Source organism: Acidimicrobiia bacterium (genome assembly GCA_040880805.1).
Lineage (GTDB): Bacteria > Actinomycetota > Acidimicrobiia > IMCC26256 > DASPTH01 > DASPTH01.
Genome location: JBBDHW010000047.1, coordinates 54,674 through 74,480, shown reverse-complemented (window position 1 = coordinate 74,480; position 19,807 = coordinate 54,674). Strand labels below are relative to the sequence as shown.

The window sequence follows — 19,807 nt, the reverse complement described above, 5'->3', positions numbered from 1 at the left end:
ATGGGCCACTGGTCTGCTAGACACCGCTTGATGCGGTTGGGGATGTACATCGACATGCGGAACCCGCCGGAGTGGCAGCGGCCGTGGCCGCAACACTACGGACGTTGGCTCGAGCGCATCGAAGAGGCGGAGCGGCTCGGCGCCGAGATGGTGTGGCTCACGGAGCACCACTTCTTCGACGACGGCTACCTCCCGCAGTGCTTCACCCTGGCGGCCGCGATCGCCGCGCGCACCACGACGATCCGCATCGGCACCGCGGTCGCGCTGCTCCCCTTGCACCTCGGGATCGAGATGGCCGAGCAGGTCGCGCTGTGTGACGTGATCAGCGGCGGCCGCATGGAGCCCGGCTTCGGCGTGGGGTACCGCAAGCCCGAGTACCTCGCGTTCGACGGCGACTTCAAGCATCGCTACCGCGTGTTCGCCGAGCGGGTGCGCGAGATGCGCCGGCTCTGGGGTGAAGAACCGTTCGACGATGCACAACTGGTCACTCCCCCGCCCGTGCAACGACCGATGCCGCTCTGGTTCGGGTTCGGTGGTCCTGATGGCGCGCGCCTCGCCGGCCGTCTCGGCGGCGGCCTGCTCTCCGGGGACGCGGCGCTCCTGGAGCCGTACCTCGTCGGATTGGAACGGGGCGGACACGATCGGTCCCGTGCCAAGATGACGACGTCGGTCGAATTCCTCCTCGCCGACGACCCCGAGCGTGCGTGGAACATCGTGCAGGAGCACGCGGCGTACCGGTGGAACTCGTACGCGCGCTACATGTTCGAGGGCACCCGTCGTGCGGCTCCCCCGCCGGTCACCGCCGCCGACTGGGCCGACACCGGCGGCTTCGTCATCGGCACGCCCGAGCACATCGCGGGTGTCATCCGCGATCGCATCGGAAACCTCCCCGTCACCGACGTGTACGGGTGGTCCGACTTCCCGGGCATGCCCGACGAGCTCGTCGACCGCCACATCGAGCTCACGTTCACCGCGCTCAAGCCCTTGCTGGACTGATCCCGTCAGCTGAGGGTCTTCGACGTGCCCGGTGACTCGCCGGGTGTGGCGGCCTTGCCCTTCTCGGCCTGCTCGGCTTCGTGCTTGGCGAACATCTGCTGCGCGGCCGCGACGCGCTTCTCGACCAGCTCGGCCTGGTTCTTGGTGACCCAGTCGTACGACAGTCTCCGGTGCTCGTTGGCACCCGCGAAGTGCGGGATGACGTAGTGCGAGTAGAGCTCGAACGATCGCTTGGTAGCCGGCCAGTCGGCCCAGTTCGTGACCTGGAGGAGGATGCAGCCGAACTCGCCCTGCTTGTCGTAGAGCCGCTCGATACGAGCGATGGCGTCGTCGGGCGTGCCCACGCACGCGATGTCGTTCTCGATGACCCACTCGACGTAGTCGGCACCGTCGGGCACCGTGAACCGGGGCTGATTGTTGTTGAAGTAGCGGATGAACTCTTCGCATCCGTACCGAATGTTCTCGATCGCCTGGTCGCGCGTTTCCGCAACGTGAATGTTCACCACGGCTCGTAACCTTGATCGATCCATCTCTCTGCCGTGCTCCGCGGCGATCTCGCACGCCACCTGCCAGTTGTTCGCAAGGGCGTCGAAACCCGCGCGTTCGCCCGCGGCGACGCAGAGCATGCCGAGGTCGTACTTGCCCGCCATTCGTCCACCCGACGGTGTCACCGCGCTGGCCACGCACACCTCCGGATGCGGCTGCGTGTACGGCCGCAGGTGCGTGTGCGCGTCGCGCATCACGTACCAGTCGGTCTCTTCGGTGACGAACTCGCCGCGGAACAAGCGCAGGATCACGTCGATGCCCTGTTCCATGCGGTCGCGCGTGTCCTCTGGCTCGATGCCCATCATCAGCGCATCGGAGGCCAACAAACCGGGGCCGGCGCCGAACATCACCCGGCCGCGGGTCATGTGGTCGAGCTGGATGATCCGGTTCGCGACGTTGAGGGGGTGGTGATACGGCAACGACACCACGCCGGTGCCGAACTTGATGTGTTTGGTGCGCTCCGCCGCCGCGGCGATGAACACCTCCGGCGAGTCGATCGTCTCCAGACCGGCGGAGTGGTGCTCGCCGATCCACGCCTCGTGAAAGCCGAGCTCGTCGAGTAGCTGGCACAGCTGCAGGTCGCGCTCGAGCGCGAGCGTCGGGTTCTCGTCCAGCGAATGGAACGGCGCGAGGAACACCCCGTGCCGCAACGGAATGGTCATGGCCTGACCGCCGGCTCAGCTCTTGAAGTTGCCGCGGTTGCGGATGACCTCGTTGAACGGGATGTCGCGATCGAACGACGGCTCGCGCGGAAGGCCGAGCAGACGCTCGCTCACGATGTTGCGCTGCATCTCGTTGCTGCCACCGGCGATGGCGATGCCGCGGGAGCTGAGCCACATCTCGCCGGCGTTGCCGGTGATCTGCTCGTCGCCGTCCCAGATCACACCCGCGGCCCCGTGAACCGAGAGGCCGATCTTCGCCTGGTGGGAGCTGTCGGCGCCGAGGTGCAACTTGAGCAGCGAGCCCCACTGGCCCTTGAAGTGCCCGGTGCGTTGACCGGTCATCACCCGCTCGTTCGCGTAGCGCGCGACCGTTCGCTCGATGTAGGAGTCGGCGATCTGCTGACGCAGCGCGCCGACGCTCGCGGCGTTGCGGGAGCGAGCCGCGTCGATGAGCATGCGGATGCCGCGGCCGCCGAATCCCACCTCGCCACCGCCGCCCATGCCGAGTCCGTAGCCGTGGCCCGCGCCGGCGGTGGCGAGGCGCTCGTGGTACAAGAGCGTCTGCGCGACTGCCCATCCGCTGTTCTCCTCGCCGACGAGGTTCTCGGCCGGGAGCTCGATGTTGTCGAAGAACTCCGTGCAGAAGTGGCCCTCGACGCCGGTGACCGCGCGGATGGGATCGATGGTGAGGCCGGGGGTGCCCTTGAGCGGCACCGCGATGGTGGAGAGGCCGCGGTGCTTGGGCGCGTCCCAGTCGGTCCGCGCGAGGCACAAGCCGTAGTCGGCGACCTTTGCGCCCGAGCTCCACATCTTGGAGCCGTTGAGGATATAGGTGTCGCCGTCGCGGGTGAGCCGCGTGAGCGCGCCCGCCATGTCGGATCCGCCACTCGGCTCCGACAGCAGCTGCATCCACTCCTCGTCACCACGCAAGATGCGCGGGAGATGCCGCTGCTTCAGCAGTTCGGATGCGTGGTCGAGCAGCGTCGCGCCCATCATCCCGATCGACACCATGTAGCCGGACGGCACCCGGCGCCGCGTGGTGGCCGCGGTGTCGAAGAACACCTTCTGGTGCTGCAACGTGAGCCCCGCGCCCCCGTACTCCTTCGGGAAGGCGATGCCCGCGAAGCCGGCGTCGAACACCACCGCCTGGAGCTCGCGATCGGTGAGCGAGTTGTCACCTTCGTTCGGAAGGTTCTCCTCGATCCATACGCGCGCCCGTTCCCCGAATGCGTCGAGGCTCTCCATCTCTTCGACCGCTTCGGCCGCAGCGTCGGACATCAGGTTCTCCTCACTCTCTCAGACGTCGAGGAGCGCGCAGAGCCGCTCCTTGTGCTCTTCCGGCGAGCCGTACACCGCGCGGTTCACAGCGGCCCGGCGGGAGTAGATGTGGATGTCGTGCTCCCACGTGACGCCGATGCCACCGTTGATCTGTACACAGTCGTCGATGAGGTCGAGACATCTGTCCGCTACGTACGCCTTGGCCACGCTCACCAGTCGCCCGGCGTCGTCCGCGCCGCGGTCGACGGCCTGCGCGGCCGCGTCCGCGATCGACTTCGAGAACTCCAGCCATACGAGCATGTCGGCGATGCGGTGCTTGAGCGCCTGGAACGACGCGATCGGACGACCGAACGCGTACCGGTCCTGCGCGTACTCGGTGGTGAACTCGAACACGCGGTCGGCGGCGCCGACCGTCTCGGCACACTGCAGCGCGAGCGCGATCTCGAGCTGGCGCTCGACCAGTGCCGCCGCGCCACCGACTTCGCCGACCACGGCCGACGGCGGGACGCGCGTGCCGTCGAAGGTGATCGATCCGTAGCGCCGCACGAGGTCGATGCTGCGCCCGCGCGTGACGGTGACACCGTGAGCGTCGGCAGGAACGAGCACCTGGGTGAGGCCGTCGCCGGTGCGCGCCGTCACCAGGAACGAGTCGGCAATTCCCGCCGCCTCCACGTAGGCCTTCTGGCCGGTGAGCACGATCGCGTCGCCCGAGGGCTCAGCCGTGAGCGAAACGCCGGATGCGTCCCACGTGCCGCCGCGCTCGGCGAACGCCCACGTGGCGATCGTCTCCCCTGCGAGCAGGCCGGGGAACATCTCCGCCTGCTGGTCCGCGCTCCCACCGCGCGCCAGCGCCGCGCACACGACGTTGACCGGCAGGAACGGACCGGGCGCCGCCATCCGGCCCATCTCCTCGGCCACGATCACGGCATCCTCGACCGGATGGCCCGACAAGCTCCCGCCGCCGTGCTCCTCGGGCACGAACAACGTGGTCCAGCCGAGCTCGGCCGCCTTGCTCCACCAGTCGCGCTCGAGCCCGTCGGGGGTGTCCCAGAGCGCGCGCACGGTGGTGAGCGGCGCTTCGCTGTCGAGGAAGCGACGGGTGGTGTCGCGGAAAAACTCCTGGTCCTCGGTGAGCTCGAGGTTCACGGCTCCCCCTTCTCCTTGTGCGCCGCGCAGGCTATCCGACTCGATGGGTCGCTCACTTGCGAGCCGGAGACCCGGCTCGCTTTCCGTTCGCTCCGTGCCAAACTCGGGGCGTGTACCCGGGCGCCATCGCACGACGAGCACCGGACCACCCCGCGATCATCATGGGGGCGACGGGCGAGGTCGTCACCTACCGCGAGCTCGACGAGCGGTCGAACCGGCTCGCGCAGTTGTTCCGCGCCCGGGGGCTCACGAAGGGTGACTGCATCGCGATCTTCATGGAGAACCACGCGCGTTTCATGGAGATCACGTGGGCGGCGCAGCGCGCGGGTTTGTACTGGACGTGCGTGAACTCGCACCTCACAGCACCCGAGGTCGAGTACATCGTCGGCGACTGCGAAGCGCGCGTCTTCGTGAGCAGCAAGCGGCTCGCCGAGGTCGTCGCGCAGCTGTCGCCCGACGCCACGCCTCGGGTCGAGAGCCGGCTCATGGTCGACGGCCCAATGGAGAATCGGTTCGACGCTTGGCCAGTCGAAGGGTGGCAGGTGTACGAAGACGCGGTGGCCGCGTACCCGACCGAGCCGATCGCCGACGAATGCGAGGGTGGCTTTTCGCTCTACTCGTCGGGGACGACCGGCAAGCCGAAGGGCATCGTGCGGCCGCTGTCGTTCGCGAAGATGGGTGAAGGCCAGGAAGTGCTCTCGGCCTTCTTCGAACGGTGCGGCTTCGTCGAGGGCAGCGTGTACCTCTCGCCCGCGCCGCTCTACCACGCGGCCCCCATCGCGTGGTCGATGGGCATCCATCGCCTCGGCGGCACCGTCGTGTTGATGGAACGCTTCGACGCCGAGCAGGCACTCGCGCTCATCGAACGGTACGGCGTGACGTGCGGACAGTTCGTCCCCACCATGTTCGTGCGCATGCTCAAGCTTCCGAGGGACCGGCGCGAGGCGTACGACCTGTCGAGCTTGCGGTCGGTCGTGCACGCGGCCGCGCCGTGCCCCGTCGACGTGAAGCAGCAGATCATGGAGTGGTGGGGGCCGATCGTGTTCGAGTACTACTCGTCGACCGAAGGCGCGGGCGCCACGTTCGTCGAGCCCGAGGAGTGGCTCGCGCACCCCGGTACCGTCGGCAAGCCGATGGGCGGCGCCGCGCACATCCTCGACGACGACGGCAACGAGCTCCCCACCGGTGAAGCGGGCACGATCTGGTTCGAAGGGCCGCTCGGCTTCGAGTACCGCAACGACCCCGCGAAGACCGCCGAGGCGGTGAACGCGCTCGGCTACAAGACCGTCGGCGACATCGGCTACCTCGACGAGGAGGGCTACCTCTATCTCACCGACCGCAAGGCGCACATGATCATCAGCGGCGGGGTGAACATCTACCCGCAGGAAGCCGAGAACGTGCTCGTGATGCACCCGAAGGTCGCCGACGTCGCGGTGATCGGTGTGCCCGACGACGACCTCGGCGAGCAGGTGAAGGCGGTGGTACAACCGATCGACTGGTCGGACCGCGGACCCGAGCTGGAGGCGGAGCTCATCGAGTACTGCCGTTCCCAGCTTGCGGCGTACAAGTGCCCGCGCACCGTCGACTTCGAACGCGAGCTGCCGCGTCTCGATACCGGGAAGCTCTACAAGGGGAAGCTGCGCGACCGCTACTGGCCGGCGCGCTGATCCCCCGGCAATGTCGAGGTTGACCTCGCGCGGTGCGGTCGGGCTTCGACGGCCTTCACCGCGTTCGGCGGTGCCGTCGGGGCGCTCGCTGCGGCGAGAAACTCGCGTTCCCCGGTCTTCGATCGTCCGGCCGCACGGTGCCATACAGTCACGGGCGCGCACGACTGGAAGGAACAGCCGATGGCCGGCGTCCTGCCGTACGGCATCAACGACGCGGACAGCCATTTCAACGAGCCGCCGGACCTCTACGAGAAGTACATCGATCCGGCCAAGCGCGATCTGGCGATCCGCTACGCCACCGACGAGAACGGCATCCCGGTCCTGCTCTTCGCGGGCAAGCCGACGAAGTTCAGCGTCACGCAGATCACCCACTCGAACGAGGAGTTCCCGAAGATGGTCGGCGACGAGGCAGCCGAGCTGCCCGGCAACCTGACCTTCGCCGAGCGCGAGAACGCGGCGCACGGGATCCCCGGTGTGTTGCTGACCCGCCTCAACCCGTTGAAGGGGCTGAGCGACGATGCGCGCCGGGCGCTGATCACAGAGTTCCGCGAGCAGCGCGAGGCGTACGGGAACCGCGAGCTTCGCCTCGCGTTGATGGACGCGCAAGGCATCGACGCCGCCCTCATGTACCCCGCGACCGCACGATACGAGTTCGAGTTTGCCGACGACGTCGACGCGATGTACGCGAACATCCGCGCCTTCAATCGCTGGATCTACGAGGAGATCGGGTACGCGCACGACAACCGCATGTTCCTCCCGCCCTACATCGCGCTCGCGGATGTCGACCTCGCGGTGCAGGAGCTCGAGACCGTGCTCGAGCAAGGTTCGCCGATGGTGCAGTTCAAATCCGGGCACGCGCACGGCGGGCGTGACAATCCCTTCGGCGGCCGCTCGATCGCCGACCCGATCTTCGACCCGGTGTGGTCACGCATCAACGAGGCGCACGGACGAGTGTGCGTACACCTCGGCCCCAGTGACTACCAGAAGTACGGCGCCGACTGGAGCGAGGACCCCGAGATCACGTTCGGCGACTTCGACGCGTTCCAATGGGTCATGTACTGGGGCGACCGACCGGCGATGGAACTGACGGCCGGGATGATCCTGCACAACCTCTTCGGCCGGTTTCCCAACGTCCGGGTCGTGCTCTCGGAGATGGGCACGGTGTGGGTGCCATATACCATCCGCAAGATGGATCACGCGTTCCACATGGGCCGCAAGGCCAAGTGGGGCAAGCTCGAGGCGCGGCCGAGTGAGATCTTCCGGCAGCGCTTCCTCGTGGCGCCCTTCCCGGAGGAGAACGTGCAGCGCGTCGTGGCCGAAGTGGGCGTGGAGCCGATCGTGTTCGGTTCCGACTTTCCGCACGGCGAAGGCCTTGCGTACCCGGAGCAGTACGCTGCCGCGCAGCTCTCGGGGTTCAGCGACGACGACGTCAAGCGCATCATGCACGACAACCTCGCCGAATTCCTCGGCATCCCTGCGTAGGAGGCAACCGATGGCCGACGCACCCGCACCTTCGTCCTACGGCGCCTTCGGCGACGACGTGAGAGCCGAGATGGACGCGCTCACCAGCGATCACCCGCAAGACCTCCACACCGAGAAGCTGAAGCTCGGCATCGAGGAGATGGCGCCCGGGATGGTCTCGCTCCGCAAGATGGCTGACATCCAGGCGCTCACCCGCTCACGCGACGTCCGCCAGTTCGGTTCCGACATGGGCATGTTCGAGGGCGACGAAGGCGAGAGGATCGGCTTGAGTGGTCGTCACGTGGCGATCCCGCTCGAGCTCGACGGCGCCGAGCACACCAAGTGGCGGAAGATCCTCGACCCGGTGTTCACGCCCAAGAAGATGGCGCTGCTCGAACCGCGCATTCGTGAACGCGCCGGCGAGCTGATCGACTCGTTCATCGACGGCGGCGAGGCCGACGCGTACCTCGAGTGGTGCGAGCCGTTGCCGTCGTCGATCTTCCTGTCGATCATGGGCATCCCCCAGTCGCAGCTCGAAGGTTTCCTCGGCTTCAAGAACACGATCCTCGGCGGCGCGTTCGACCCGTCGATCACGCCCGAGGTGCGGATGGCTGCCTTCGACGCGTGCGACGCGTGGTTCGCCGCCGAGTTCGACCGGCGCGACGAATCCGGCGACTACGGCGAGGATCTCATCGGTTGGTTGATGACCACCGAGTTCGACGGGCGGCGCGTCAATCGAGGCGAGCTCCACGGCATCTGCAACCTGCTGATGATCGCGGGTCTCGACACCGTCGCCGCGTCGCTCGCGTGCATTCTCGCCCGGCTCGCTCGGCAGCCCGACGAGCGCGCCGCGCTGCTCGCCGACCCGTCGAAGTGGCCGATGGGCATCGAGGAGATGATGCGGTTCGAGTCGCCGGTCACGCAGGGCTTTCGCCACGTGGTCGCCGATGTCGAGCTCCCGAGCGGCACGCTCGAGGCCGGTACGAACGCGATCGTGTGGTGGGCCGCCGCCAACGTCGACCCCGAGGCGTTCGACGATCCGCTCTCTGTCAACGTCGACCGGTCGCCGAACGCGCACATCTGCTTCGCCAGCGGCTGGCACCGGTGCCTCGGTTCGCACCTGGCCCGCATGGAGCTGCGCGCCGCGCTCGACGTGTGGCACGCCCGCATCCCGGAGTACCGCATCGCCGACGGCGCCGAGCTCGTCTACTCGGTGAACCCGAGGGCGCCGCACCACCTGCCGCTCGTCTGGCCAGTCGGTCTATAGGCGCGCGCCATGCACATGTCGATCAAGAAGACCGGGCTATACGGCTTCGGGCTCATGTACCACGTCATCCACCTGAGCGACGACGTGCCCGCGATCAACGCGTGGTACCAGAAGGTGTTCGACGCCGACGTGTGGTGGCCGCCCGACGGGCCGAACTGGTCCGAGGTCGAGGATCGGTACGCCGCGTTGATGGCGGTGAGTGATCTCTGCATCGAATCGATGGCGCCGAAGCAGCCTCCCGACGATCGCTACCCCGTCGCTCGCTTCTACCTCCGGCACGGATCGCGGTTCCACTCGTTGGGCTGCCTGGTCGACGACATCGAAGGGTTCGCGCAGCACCTGCTCGACCACGACGTCTACATCGGCCTGCCCGGCGGCGGGCGCATGGAAGCCGTGCCGCCCGACATCTACTACTTCTACCCGTCACCGCGATCGGTGGGCGGCCTGATGGTGCAGATCACGCGCAATACCGACGGTGCGTACAGCGCCGCGGTAGGGACCGACCCGCGGCTCCAGGACGACTGGGACGATCGCGCGCGGCGGTGGTCGGAGCATCCGCTCGGCATCCGCCGACTCGGCTACGCCACGATGAGGGTGCGCGACATCGAGGCGACGCGCGCCATCTTCGAGAAGTTGTGGCAGGCGGTGCCGGTGCACGACGGCGTCGACGAGGGGCGCGGCGTGCGGTCGAGCTTCCTCCAACTCGGCCACCTGCTGCTCGAACTTGCCTCGCCGCTGTCCGAAAGCGGACCCGTCGCCGAGCACGTCGACCAGTACGCCGACATGCTCTACCAACTCACGTTCGTCGTCGACGACCTCGACGCGGTGGAGTCGTACCTGCCGTCGGTCGGCGTGCGCTGCGCGCGCACGTCGGACGCGGTCGTCACCGCGAACGCCGACGACTGCCTCGGTGCCAACTACGCCTTCTCGACGGAGACGTGCCCGGGCGACCCGCTCGCCTAGCCAAAACGGACGGTGGCGGTGCCGGGGGCGAGCTTCGTGCCGTCCTCGATCTCGGTCCAGATGTGGAGGTCGACGAGTTGCGCGCCGTCCTCCATGCGCACGCCGGTGACCACGCCCCTCGCGGTGACGGTGTGGTGCTGCTCGCTTGCGCGCCGGAACTGGCACTGGACCTTCACAATCCGGCCGTCGGTGCCCGCGAGCCACTCGCGCAGCAAGCAGTGCATGTACGCCCACTGGAGGTTGCCCATGCCGAAGGCACCCGAGTAGCCGGCGGCCGTTCCCGCCGCATCCTCCATGTGGATGGGGATGAACTCGTCGTTCACCGCGGCGTAGCGGTTCCATGCCGGGAACCCCGCCTCGCGCGCGTACGGCGGCAGCTCCTGGCCGACGGTGATGTCGATCGCCATCAGTACCGGATGAGCACGTCGCGCTGCGTCTTGATCAGCTCGCCGCGCTGGTTGGTCCAGCGTTGTTCGGTGGTGGTGAAGAGCATGAGCCCCAGGCGTCCTTCGCGTTCGGAGTAATCGCTGAGAATGGTCACGGCACGGATCACGTCGCCCGGTCGCATGCAAACGCCCGTGTACTCGGCCTCCATGCCGCCGTTCAGCATGTTGGACGTCGCGGGCGGGTCGATGCCCAGCCGCCGTTCGGTGGTGCTCGCGCCCTGGCCGAGCGCCTCGCTCGCGGGCGGGCCGGCCGCCGTCATCCACGCGAACGGGTTGAACTCCTCGGGCGCGACGATCCCGCCCGCCGGGGTGGTCGCGGCGTACTCCTCGTCCCAGTACTCGCGCGGCGGCGCCTCCGGGTAGTACACGGCTTGCGCCCACTTGCGGATGTCGGACACCGAGATCGGCAGAGACACCCGGTCGCTGTGCTCGCCACCGAGCGCCGCTCGCATGTCGTCGGAAATCCAACTGTCCGGCATTGGCGAGAAGCTAATGCCGCGTCAGGCAACGTTTGGGGTGTTGGTGTCGTAGCCCGGCGCGATGGTCGTGGTGCATGGATGAGGTGCATCGTACGGCCCGGGTCGGGTTGCGGGTTACGCCGGGTCAGGCGCGGCGTTGTTTCGGGCTGCTGGTATCACGACACCTTCAGCCTCGACGGACGCCGGTTGCGGCTCTCGACCGCCCGTGGCACCCCCGAGTTTTCGGCACGCCTCGCCCGCGAGGTCCCGGGGTCGTCGACCTCGACGACCATCTCGTTGTGGATCGCCAACGTCTTCCTCCCGTTACTCGGTGGTCTCGTCCAACCAGCGGTTGAACTCGGGCGTTTCGTGGCGCAGCCAGGCCGGCGCGCCCTCGCGCGCGTCGACGTGGAAGTCGCTGATCGCCGTGCGCAGCGCGATGTCGTCCCCGGCCTGGTCGAACTGCAGGTGCGCGGCGTTGTAGACGGCCTGCTTCAAGAGACGCATCGCGACCTGCGGTCCCGCCGCGAGCTCGGAAGCAAGCTCGATCGCACGCTCGAGCAGCGCGTCGTCGTCGACGACTTCGGAGACGAGGCCGAGCCGGTACGCCTCCTCCGCATCGACGATGCGGGAGCGCATGACGAAGTCGAGCGCGCGCTTGACACCGAGGTGCTCAACGAGGAGCCAATGCCCGCCCTCGTCGGGTTGGTAACCCATCCGCAGCGTGGCGCTCCCCAGCCGAGCGGATCGGGCCGCGAGGACGTAGTCGCAGGCGAGCGCCATCGAGAGCCCGATCTGGATCGCAAAGCCGTTGACCGCGGCGATCGTGAGCTTGTCGAGACGCCGGATGCTGCGCGTGAGCTCCTGGGAGAACAGGCGGAGCTGCGCTTGCAGGTTGACAGGCTCGTGCTGTGCCGGGGGCCGGCCGGGTACCAACGTCGGCTCCTCGGCGCGGCCGTCGCCGGCGAGGAACATGCCCGCGCAGAAGCCGCGCCCGGTTCCCGTGAGCACGACGACGCGCACACCGTCGTCGAGCTGGGCGAGGCCGAGCGTCTCGCACAGATCGCGACGCATTCCGAACGTCATCGCGTTGAGCCGTTCCGGTTGGTTCAACGTGATGACCGCCACGCCGCGGTCGTGGAGCGCAACGTCGAAACCTGTGTACGAGCCTTCGATCATGCTCTCCCCCGATCTCGAGGCCCTATCCTGGGTCGCTCAGGCGAATCGGGGGTACCCCGTTTCGCCTTCTTCGCTCCTATTCGGTGCGTAGCACGCACCCCTGCGCGTTGAAGAAGAAGCCTCCCGCGGTGATCAGCGCCTTGCTCGCGCCCGGAACCTGGCGGTCACCGGCAAGGCCCTGGAGCTGATGGATGGCCTCGCGGGTATGGCCGGAGCCTTGCGTACCGCCCTCGGACAGCGCGCCGCCGTGCGGGTTCACGGGAATGTGACCGTCGATCACGATGCGCCCCGCGTCGGCATCCCAGTTGTCCTCGATCCAGTCGCGCGCTTCGCCCAGACCACACCACCCCGAGTTCTCGATCCAGCTCACCGTGATGAACGAGAACCCGTCGTACGGGAAGTACACGTCGATGTCGTCGATCCAGATGTCGCTCTTCTGCTTCAACGAGTCGATGACGACGTGCTGGCCGTGTTCGCGGAGGCTCGGCGTCTGATCTTCCTCGTTCTGGGCAACCATCCCTTGCGTGCATGCGTGGATCACGACCGGCGGCAGCGCCATGTCGCGTGCACGCTCCGCGGTGGTGACGATGAACGCGTCGGCGCCATCGACCGGCACGTCCATGTCGAGCAGGCAGAGCGGCCACCGGATCATCCGTGCTGCGAGATAGTCGTCCATCGTGAGCGGATCGCGCAACGCCGCGGCCGGATTGCGCGCCGCGTTCGTGCGATCGTTGATCGCGATGTAGCCGAAGGTGTCGCGTGACGCGTGGTACTCGTAGAGGTAGCGCCCCGCCCACGCCGTGTACCCCACCGCACCGCTGATGCTGTCGGGCCCGAACCCGTCGCCGCCCATCCCGACGAAGCCCATGCGCCGGAACGGGTCGTTGACAGCCGAGCGCGAGAACATCGGGCTGCGGTACACGGAGTGGTACGCGAGGACGACGTCGGCCGCGCCCGTGTAGACCGCGTTCATCGCATTCGCGATCGCGGAGACGAACGGGATGCCCGCACCGTTCCAGTAGGTGAGGTGCGGGATGCCGAGCGCGGACTGGATGTACTGCGGGTTCGCGCCGACCAGACCGTTGATGTCGTTCGCGTTGACGCCCGCGGCCTTGATCGCGCTGATGCACGCTTCGAGGGCGAGCGACGCCGGCGTCACGTCGCCGCTGTCGCGCCGGAAGCCGGTCGTTGCCGCGCTCGCGAACGCGACCTTGTCCTTGGCGGGGTTCGCGTTGCCGATCACGTCGGCGCAGTCGCGAGGCGAAACACCGGGAACGGCCGGCCGTCGCGCTCGATCCACACGAGCTCGACCGGCGCGCCGATCACGATGTCGTCGTTCGGCGAGCCGACGACGGTGCTCGTGAAGCGCAGCCCCTCCTGCTCCTCGAGCTCCACCGTGACCACGGGGTGCGGGCCCGCCGTGTAGTCGACGCCGTCGGCGGGCGGGCCCTGGTAGAGGAAGATCACGAGGTGGATCGTGCCCCGGCCGCTGACGGGAGTGGCCTCCACGTTCGACGACCAGCACCGCGGGCAGATCGGCTTCGGGCGGTGGTGCCACCAACCGCAGTCGGCGCAGCGGCTCAGCCGGAGCTCCCGGTCGAGCAGACCACGGTAGAAGTGCTTGTTCGTGTGGTCGAGCCGTACGCCCTGGTACCGCTCGACCAACTCGTTGTCGCCGATCGCGACCACCACAACCTCCTGTCTGACGGGCCGTCGAACCCTACCGGGATGCGTCGGCGACAGCCCGGTCGATGCGCTGCACCAGCTCGGTGTCGCGGTGACGCCGAGTCGTGTACTCGCGATGCTGGCCGCCGGTGACGTGCACGATCCGCCCGGTAACGTCGGCCGCGTCGTCACTGACAAGCCAGGCCACGACCCGCGCGACGTGTACCGGGTCGAGGTCGAGCCCTGCGGGCGGGGGCGTGTACCGGAACATCTCCTCGTTCATGCGCGTGGACGCACCCGGCGACACCGCGTTGACGGTGATCCCGTGCTGCGCGCCCTGTTGGGCGAGTGACAACGTTGCGGACCACACCGCGGCTTTGGCGGCGCCGTACCCGACACCACCTCCCCCGGGAATTCGGGTGTCGAGCGCGACCTCGGAGACCGTGTTCACGATGCGACCCCAGCCCTGCGCTCGGAGATACGGCCATGCCGCGCGCGTCGTGCCGATGGTGCCGGTGAAGTTCACCGCGAACACCTCGTCGAGCTCGTCCTCGGTGATCGTCTCGATCGGCGCGCCGGCATCTCCACCCCGGGCATCTCCACCCCCGGCATCTCCACCCCCGGCATCTCCACCCCCGGCGGCGATGCCCGCGTTGTTCACGACGATGTCGATCCTGCCGTACGTCTGCACCGCGCGCGCCACGGGTCGCGCCGCGCCGTCGAAGGTTGAGATGTCGCTGTGGTCGGCGACCGCGTCGCCACCCTCGGCGCGGATCTCCGACACGACGGCGTCGGCGACGGACCGGTCGTGACCGCTCCCGTCGAGCCCGGCGCCGACGTCACACACGACGACACGCGCGCCGCGCGCCGCGAGCAGCAGGCAGTGTGCTCGCCCGATCCCCCGGCCGCCCCCCGTCACGACCGCGACGCGGCGGTCCAGGGAACCCGGCACTGGCGCAGCGGACACGATCCATTGTACCGTGTATGAACGCCGACGCGCCCTGTGGCCCCCTCCCGCACAACTTCGTACTGGGCTACCTTCGCGCCCGGCGCGTTCTACGGCCGACGAAACGGGGGGTTTCGACAGCGTGACCGAGTTTCTTCCGTTCGTTGTCATCGGCCTGACCCTCGGCTCCATTTACGGCCTCGCTGGCACCGGGCTGGTGCTCACGTACAAGACCTCCGGTGTCTTCAACTTCGCGTACGGCGCGATCGCGGCCGTCGCCGCGTTCGTCTTCTACTGGATGTGGCAACGGCACGGCATCGATTGGCGGATCGCCGCCGTCGTGTCGGTGCTGGTCCTCGGCCCACTCATGGGGTTGGTGCTCGAACTACTCACCCGCATGCTCGCCCGGGTCAGCACCGAATTCCAGATCGTCGGCATGGTCGGCCTCGCGCTCGGCATCTCGGGCGCACTCACGCTTTGGTCGAGCAGTTGGGGCGACATCAGCTTCGGGGCACTCCAGTTTCCCTCCTACCTCTCGACCGAGACGTTCACGGTCGCCGACACGAACGTCGGGTACGACCAGGCGATCACGATGGCGATCGCGCTGCTCGCGACGATCATCCTCTTCCTGTTCTTCCGGTATTCTCGTCTGGGCGTCGCAATGCGGGCCGTGGTCGACAATCCCGACCTCGTCAACGTCACCGGCACCAACCCGATCGCGATTCGCCGGTGGTCGTGGATCATCGGCACCGTCTTCGCCGCGTTGTCGGGTGTGCTGCTCGCACCGAACACTGGCGTCAACTCTCTGCTGCTCATCCTCCTCGTCGTGCAGGCGTTCGGCGCCGCCGCGGTCGGCTACTTCTCCAACCTCCCGCTCACGTATCTCGGAGGAATCGCGATCGGCATCGCGGCGCAGGTCTCGACCAAGTACGTCGGCACGATCACATGGCTGGGCGGGCTACCGGCGAGCCTCCCGTTCATCGTGCTCTTCATCGCGTTGCTGGTCACGCCGAAGCGCTTGCTCCTGCAGCGCCGCACCCCGCCACCCCCGCCACCGCGGAACGTCTACACCACACCCACCTCGGTGAGCATCGGCATCGGCGTGCTCATCGTGGCCTTCCTCGCGTTCGTGCCCAATCTCGTCGGCAACAACCTGTCGTTCTGGACCGTCGGCATACTCACGGTGATCCTGTTCCTCTCGCTCGGCCTGCTCGTGCGCGAGTCTGGCCAGGTATCACTGTGCCAGTACGCGTTCGCGGCGGTGGGCGCCGCCGCGTTCGCCCACCTCGCCACCGATCACGGTGTGCCATGGCTCCTCGCGCTGCTGCTCGCCGGGCTGATCGCGGTGCCCGTGGGTTTGATCATCTCGGTCCCGGCAATCCGGCTCTCAGGATTGTTCCTGGCGCTCGCCACCTTGGGCTTCGGCATCCTCCTCGCGAACATGCTGTACCTGCAGGACATCATGTTCGGCGCTACTGCTGACGGGCTGCACGCGCCAAGACCGAGCTTCGCAACGTCCGATCGCGACTATTACTACGTCGCGCTCGCGGCCGCGGTGATTTGTTCCATCCTCGTGGTGGGAGTCGTGCGCGGGCGTCTGGGTCGTCTGCTACTGGGCCTCCGCGACTCACCACTCGCGCTCGACACTGAAGGCGCGACCACCAACGTGACGCGCGTGCTCGTGTTCTGCATCTCCTCGTTCCTCGCTGGGATCTTCGGGGCCTTGTACGCCGGTTTCCTCGGCGCGGTGAACGGTGCGACCTTCCCGGCGTTCAGCTCGCTCACCATCATCGCGGTCGTGGTGCTCTCGTTCGGCGGTGCGCCGTGGTACGCGGTCGCTGCGGCCGCGTCGTTCGTGGTGATCCCGAGCTACATCAACATCGAGAACATCCAGGCCTACATCCAAATCTTCTTCGGGCTCGCAGTGGTCTTGGTGGGTCTGCGGGCAACCAGGCCGCCGAGTATGCCCCTGTGGCTGCGCACCCTCCTCGACCGCCTCGGCGGCCGGCGGCGCGCCGTCGAGCCCACGGCGCTCCCGGAGCCCGCGGTCATCGAGCCGGCAGAGCCCTTGGTTCTCACTCCGGTCGTGGTGCCCGCCACGGTCAGCGCGAACGCGAGCGGCGGCGACGGCGACGGTGAGGTCGCGGGAGACGCGCCGCGCGGACTCGAGCTGGTCGAGATCACCGTCCGTTTCGGAGGCCTCGTCGCAGTCGACTCGCTGAACCTCGAAGCACCGGTTGGGCGGGTCACCGGGCTCATCGGCCCCAACGGTGCCGGCAAGACCACCAGCTTCAACGCGGCATGCGGCCTGGTACGGACGAACCAAGGCCGAGTCTTGATCCACGGCACGAACGTCACCCGCAGCACATCGGCGGCGCGCGCGCGGCGTGGTCTGGGGCGCACGTTCCAACGAGCGGAGCTCTGGAACTCGCTCTCGGTAGACGAGAACGTGGCACTCGGACGTGAAGCGGCGATGGGCGGCCGCAGCATGCTCGGGCAGCTCGCTGCCGCGCCCGGGCAGCGCAAGACGATCCGCGAATCAGCCGATTCGGCAATGGCGCTCACGGGTGTCACGGCACTGCGCGCGCGTCAGGCTGCGCAGCTCACGTCGGGTGAGCGGCGTCTCGTCGAGCTCGCGCGGGCACTCGCCGGCGTCTTCGACGTGATCCTCCTCGACGAGCCGTCCTCGGGCCTCGATCAGGCCGAGACGGAGCGCTTCGGTGAGGTGCTCCGCCACGTCGTGTCGGAGCGCGGTACCGGCTTGCTGCTGGTCGAGCACGACATGGCGCTCGTAATGGACGTCTGCGAGTACATCTACGTGATGGACTTCGGCCGAGTGATCTTCTCGGGAACGCCGGAGGAGGTGCGCGACAGCGAGATCGTCCAAGCGGCGTATCTCGGGTCGGACGAGATCGGGATCGAGGCCGCGGTCGTCGCTGACCCGGCCTGAGAATCAGGAAGCGGAACGAAACGGCCGCGAGCCGGGTATCCCGGCTCGCAGTCGAGCGACCAACGAAGCGGAGCGACATGCTCGAGATCAAGAACCTCACCGGCGGCTACGGCGACACGGTCGTGCTCCGTGACGTGTCGATCTCGGTGCCCGACTCGTCGGTGGTCGCGCTGCTCGGCCCGAACGGCGCGGGCAAGACGACCACGTTGCGCATGGCGTCCGGGCTGGCCCGCCCCCAGCAGGGCACGATCGAGCTCGGAGGTGACGACATCACCCGGCTCAGCCCGTACCAGCGCTCGCGGCGTGGCCTGTGCCTCATCCCGGAAGGGCGCGGCATCTTCCCGTCACTCACCGTGCGCGAGAATCTCGCGCTCTACGTGCCGAAGGGCCGCCAGCGTGAGGCCTACGAACGGGCGGTCGACACCTTCCCGGTGCTCGGCGACCGGAGGAGCCAGATCGCGGGCACGCTCAGCGGCGGTGAGCAACAGATGCTCGCCCTCGTTCGTGCGTACGTCGCGAACCCGAGGCTCGTCCTCGTCGACGAGGCATCGCTGGGGCTGGCGCCGCTCGTCGTCAACGCCATCTTCGAGTTCATCGAGCGGATCGCCGGCGAAGGCGTCTCGCTGCTGATCGTGGAGCAGTACATCACCCGGGCCCTCGCGATGGCGAGCATGGTGTACCTGCTCCACCAGGGGAGGATCGTCTACTCCGGCCCGACCGCCGACCTCGACGAGGAGCGGGTGTTCGAGCTCTACACCGGCGAAGCGGCCGAAACGCGCTGATGGCTGCTTCGCGCTGGGTGACGGGACGAGCAAGACCCGATCGTGCTTTACTTCGTACTATTCGTTGCTCGTAACGTTGCGGGCAGGACCGAACCACAGACAGAGGGGGGACATGCGACTTCACACTCGTACGCTCAAGCTCGCCGCGCCGCTGGCGGTCCTGATGGTGCTCGCAGCGATGTCGCCGGCGGTCGCGGCAAAGCGCGGCGCAAGTGGCGGGAAGTTGCTGATCGGCCAGGTCGTGACCGAGACGAACCCGAGCACGCCGGGCTCCAAGAACACCTACGCCCGTCAGACGCTCAACGCCTGGGCGAAGATGGTGAACGCCCAAGGCGGCATCAACGGCATGAAAGTCGTGGTCAAGACCGTCGACGACGGCAACGACCCGGCCAAGGCGTCGGCGTTGACGAAGGGCCTGATCGACGACGGCGTGATCGCCATCGTGGGCGAGGCAACCACGTCGAACCTCGTGCAGGTCCTGTCGATCGCGACTGATGCCGGCGTCCCGATCATCGGTGGCGGTTGCTACTCGATCGATGCCATCGCTTCCGAGAACTTCTTCTGCGTCACGACCACCGCGATCAGCGAAGGGCTCAAGGCCCAGATCAAGCTCGTCGCCGACCAGGGCGGCAAGAGCTTCGGCATCACCTACGCCTCCGACATCCCGGCGGCGGCGGCGGCGGCACCGATCTTCAAGGCATTGGCCAGCCAGTTCGGCGTGCAGTACACCGAAGGGGTCGGCACGACGAACACCCAGCCCGACTACACCGCGGCATGTCTCACGTTCAAGCAGTCCAACACCACCGACGTCGGCATCGAGGGAGCGCCGTTGCTGCAGAACATGGCACGCGACTGCGGCCGCCAGAACTACTTCCCGAAGTACACCTCGGGTGACGGTCAGATCTCGCAGACGGCGTGGTTGAAGGACCCCAACATCAAAGAAGCCATCGCCGCGGTGTACTCGTTCCCGTTCACGGTCACGAAGGGACTGAACTCCGAGCAGACCGCGTCCCTCAAGGCGTTCCACTCGGCGATGAACAAGTACGCGCCCGCCGTGCTCAAGGGCGACAGCAAGCAGCCTGCGACCGTGATCTGGACGGCAGCGTTGGCGTTCGGACAGGCGGCGTCGGCCATTCCGTCCGGCACCACGCCCTCGGCGGCGGCGGTGAAGACCGGGCTGTACACCTTCAAGGGCGAGACGCTCGGTGGGCTCGCGCCGAACCCCATCACCTTCACCGAAGGCGAGGACCACGTGCACAACGCTTGCTGGTTCTTCATGCGGCTCAAGAACCACAAGCTCAATGCGCCGAACGGCATGAAGACGACCTGCACGCCCTAGGCGATCGCCCGGAACGAACGACGACGAGTGACGAGAAGCGGGGGGGGGGGGGGGGG

At 67.6% G+C, this 19,807-nt stretch carries 17 protein-coding genes; 8 read left to right on the top strand and 9 right to left on the bottom strand.

The window, feature by feature from the left end:
- Positions 1–30 precede the first annotated feature (30 nt).
- Positions 31–996: an LLM class flavin-dependent oxidoreductase gene (locus WD271_12840; protein ID MEX1008715.1), complete on the top strand. Its 966-nt coding sequence runs from the start codon at positions 31–33 to the stop codon at positions 994–996.
- A 5-nt stretch (positions 997–1,001) separates the two neighbouring features.
- On the opposite strand, the gene WD271_12835 is transcribed toward WD271_12840, so the two are convergent.
- The 3 genes from WD271_12835 to WD271_12825 are packed head-to-tail and all read right to left on the bottom strand — an operon-like array spanning position 1,002 to position 4,628.
- A complete protein-coding gene (locus WD271_12835) occupies positions 1,002–2,204 on the bottom strand; it encodes an LLM class flavin-dependent oxidoreductase (GenBank protein ID MEX1008714.1) in 1,203 nt (400 codons plus the stop codon).
- Positions 2,205–2,219: 15 nt separating this feature from the next.
- Entirely contained in the window at positions 2,220–3,482 is a 1,263-nt protein-coding gene (locus WD271_12830) for an acyl-CoA dehydrogenase family protein (protein MEX1008713.1), read from the bottom strand.
- Positions 3,483–3,500: 18 nt separating this feature from the next.
- Entirely contained in the window at positions 3,501–4,628 is a 1,128-nt protein-coding gene (locus WD271_12825) for an acyl-CoA dehydrogenase family protein (GenBank protein MEX1008712.1), read from the bottom strand.
- A 110-nt stretch (positions 4,629–4,738) separates the two neighbouring features.
- Between WD271_12825 and WD271_12820 the strand changes: the two genes are divergently transcribed.
- The 4 genes from WD271_12820 (at position 4,739) to WD271_12805 (ending at position 9,986) form a co-directional block, all read left to right on the top strand.
- Entirely contained in the window at positions 4,739–6,295 is a 1,557-nt protein-coding gene (locus tag WD271_12820; protein ID MEX1008711.1) for an AMP-binding protein, read from the top strand.
- 180 nt (positions 6,296–6,475) lie between these two features.
- On the top strand, positions 6,476–7,777 hold the full coding sequence (locus tag WD271_12815; GenBank protein ID MEX1008710.1) for an amidohydrolase family protein: 1,302 nt from the start codon (positions 6,476–6,478) through the stop codon (positions 7,775–7,777).
- Between the two features lie 10 nt (positions 7,778–7,787).
- Complete coding sequence (locus tag WD271_12810; protein ID MEX1008709.1) at positions 7,788–9,023, top strand: cytochrome P450; 1,236 nt, start codon at positions 7,788–7,790, stop codon at positions 9,021–9,023.
- A 9-nt stretch (positions 9,024–9,032) separates the two neighbouring features.
- Positions 9,033–9,986 (top strand): VOC family protein, encoded by a 954-nt coding sequence (locus WD271_12805; GenBank protein ID MEX1008708.1) that lies wholly within the window; start codon positions 9,033–9,035, stop codon positions 9,984–9,986.
- Here WD271_12805 and WD271_12800 read toward each other — a convergent pair.
- The 6 genes from WD271_12800 to WD271_12775 form a co-directional block, all read right to left on the bottom strand.
- Complete coding sequence (locus tag WD271_12800) at positions 9,983–10,393, bottom strand: hypothetical protein (GenBank protein MEX1008707.1); 411 nt, start codon at positions 10,391–10,393, stop codon at positions 9,983–9,985. The two genes, WD271_12805 and WD271_12800, sit on opposite strands and share 4 nt — an antisense overlap.
- Entirely contained in the window at positions 10,393–10,911 is a 519-nt protein-coding gene (locus WD271_12795) for a MaoC family dehydratase N-terminal domain-containing protein (GenBank protein ID MEX1008706.1), read from the bottom strand. The genes WD271_12800 and WD271_12795 overlap by 1 nt, the downstream gene beginning before the upstream one ends.
- A gap of 303 nt (positions 10,912–11,214) precedes the next feature.
- Positions 11,215–12,069, bottom strand: coding sequence for an enoyl-CoA hydratase/isomerase family protein (locus tag WD271_12790; GenBank protein MEX1008705.1), 855 nt, complete (start codon positions 12,067–12,069; stop codon positions 11,215–11,217).
- Between the two features lie 76 nt (positions 12,070–12,145).
- A complete protein-coding gene (locus WD271_12785; GenBank protein MEX1008704.1) occupies positions 12,146–13,312 on the bottom strand; it encodes a thiolase family protein in 1,167 nt (388 codons plus the stop codon).
- Entirely contained in the window at positions 13,309–13,758 is a 450-nt protein-coding gene (locus tag WD271_12780; protein MEX1008703.1) for a zinc ribbon domain-containing protein, read from the bottom strand. The genes WD271_12785 and WD271_12780 overlap by 4 nt, the downstream gene beginning before the upstream one ends.
- A 31-nt stretch (positions 13,759–13,789) precedes the next feature.
- Complete coding sequence (locus WD271_12775) at positions 13,790–14,701, bottom strand: SDR family NAD(P)-dependent oxidoreductase (protein ID MEX1008702.1); 912 nt, start codon at positions 14,699–14,701, stop codon at positions 13,790–13,792.
- 121 nt (positions 14,702–14,822) lie between these two features.
- On the opposite strand from WD271_12775, the gene WD271_12770 reads away from it, so the two are divergent.
- The 3 genes from WD271_12770 (at position 14,823) to WD271_12760 (ending at position 19,751) form a co-directional block, all read left to right on the top strand.
- Positions 14,823–17,630: a branched-chain amino acid ABC transporter permease/ATP-binding protein gene (locus WD271_12770; protein MEX1008701.1), complete on the top strand. Its 2,808-nt coding sequence runs from the start codon at positions 14,823–14,825 to the stop codon at positions 17,628–17,630.
- Positions 17,631–17,707: 77 nt separating this feature from the next.
- Positions 17,708–18,412 carry an ABC transporter ATP-binding protein gene (locus tag WD271_12765; GenBank protein ID MEX1008700.1) on the top strand — a complete coding sequence of 235 codons (705 nt, stop codon included), beginning with the start codon at positions 17,708–17,710 and terminating at the stop codon, positions 18,410–18,412.
- A 112-nt stretch (positions 18,413–18,524) separates the two neighbouring features.
- The gene (locus WD271_12760) at positions 18,525–19,751 is read left to right on the top strand and encodes an ABC transporter substrate-binding protein (protein ID MEX1008699.1); all 1,227 of its coding nucleotides are present in this window, start codon (positions 18,525–18,527) and stop codon (positions 19,749–19,751) included.
- The last annotated feature ends 56 nt before the right edge of the window (positions 19,752–19,807 follow it).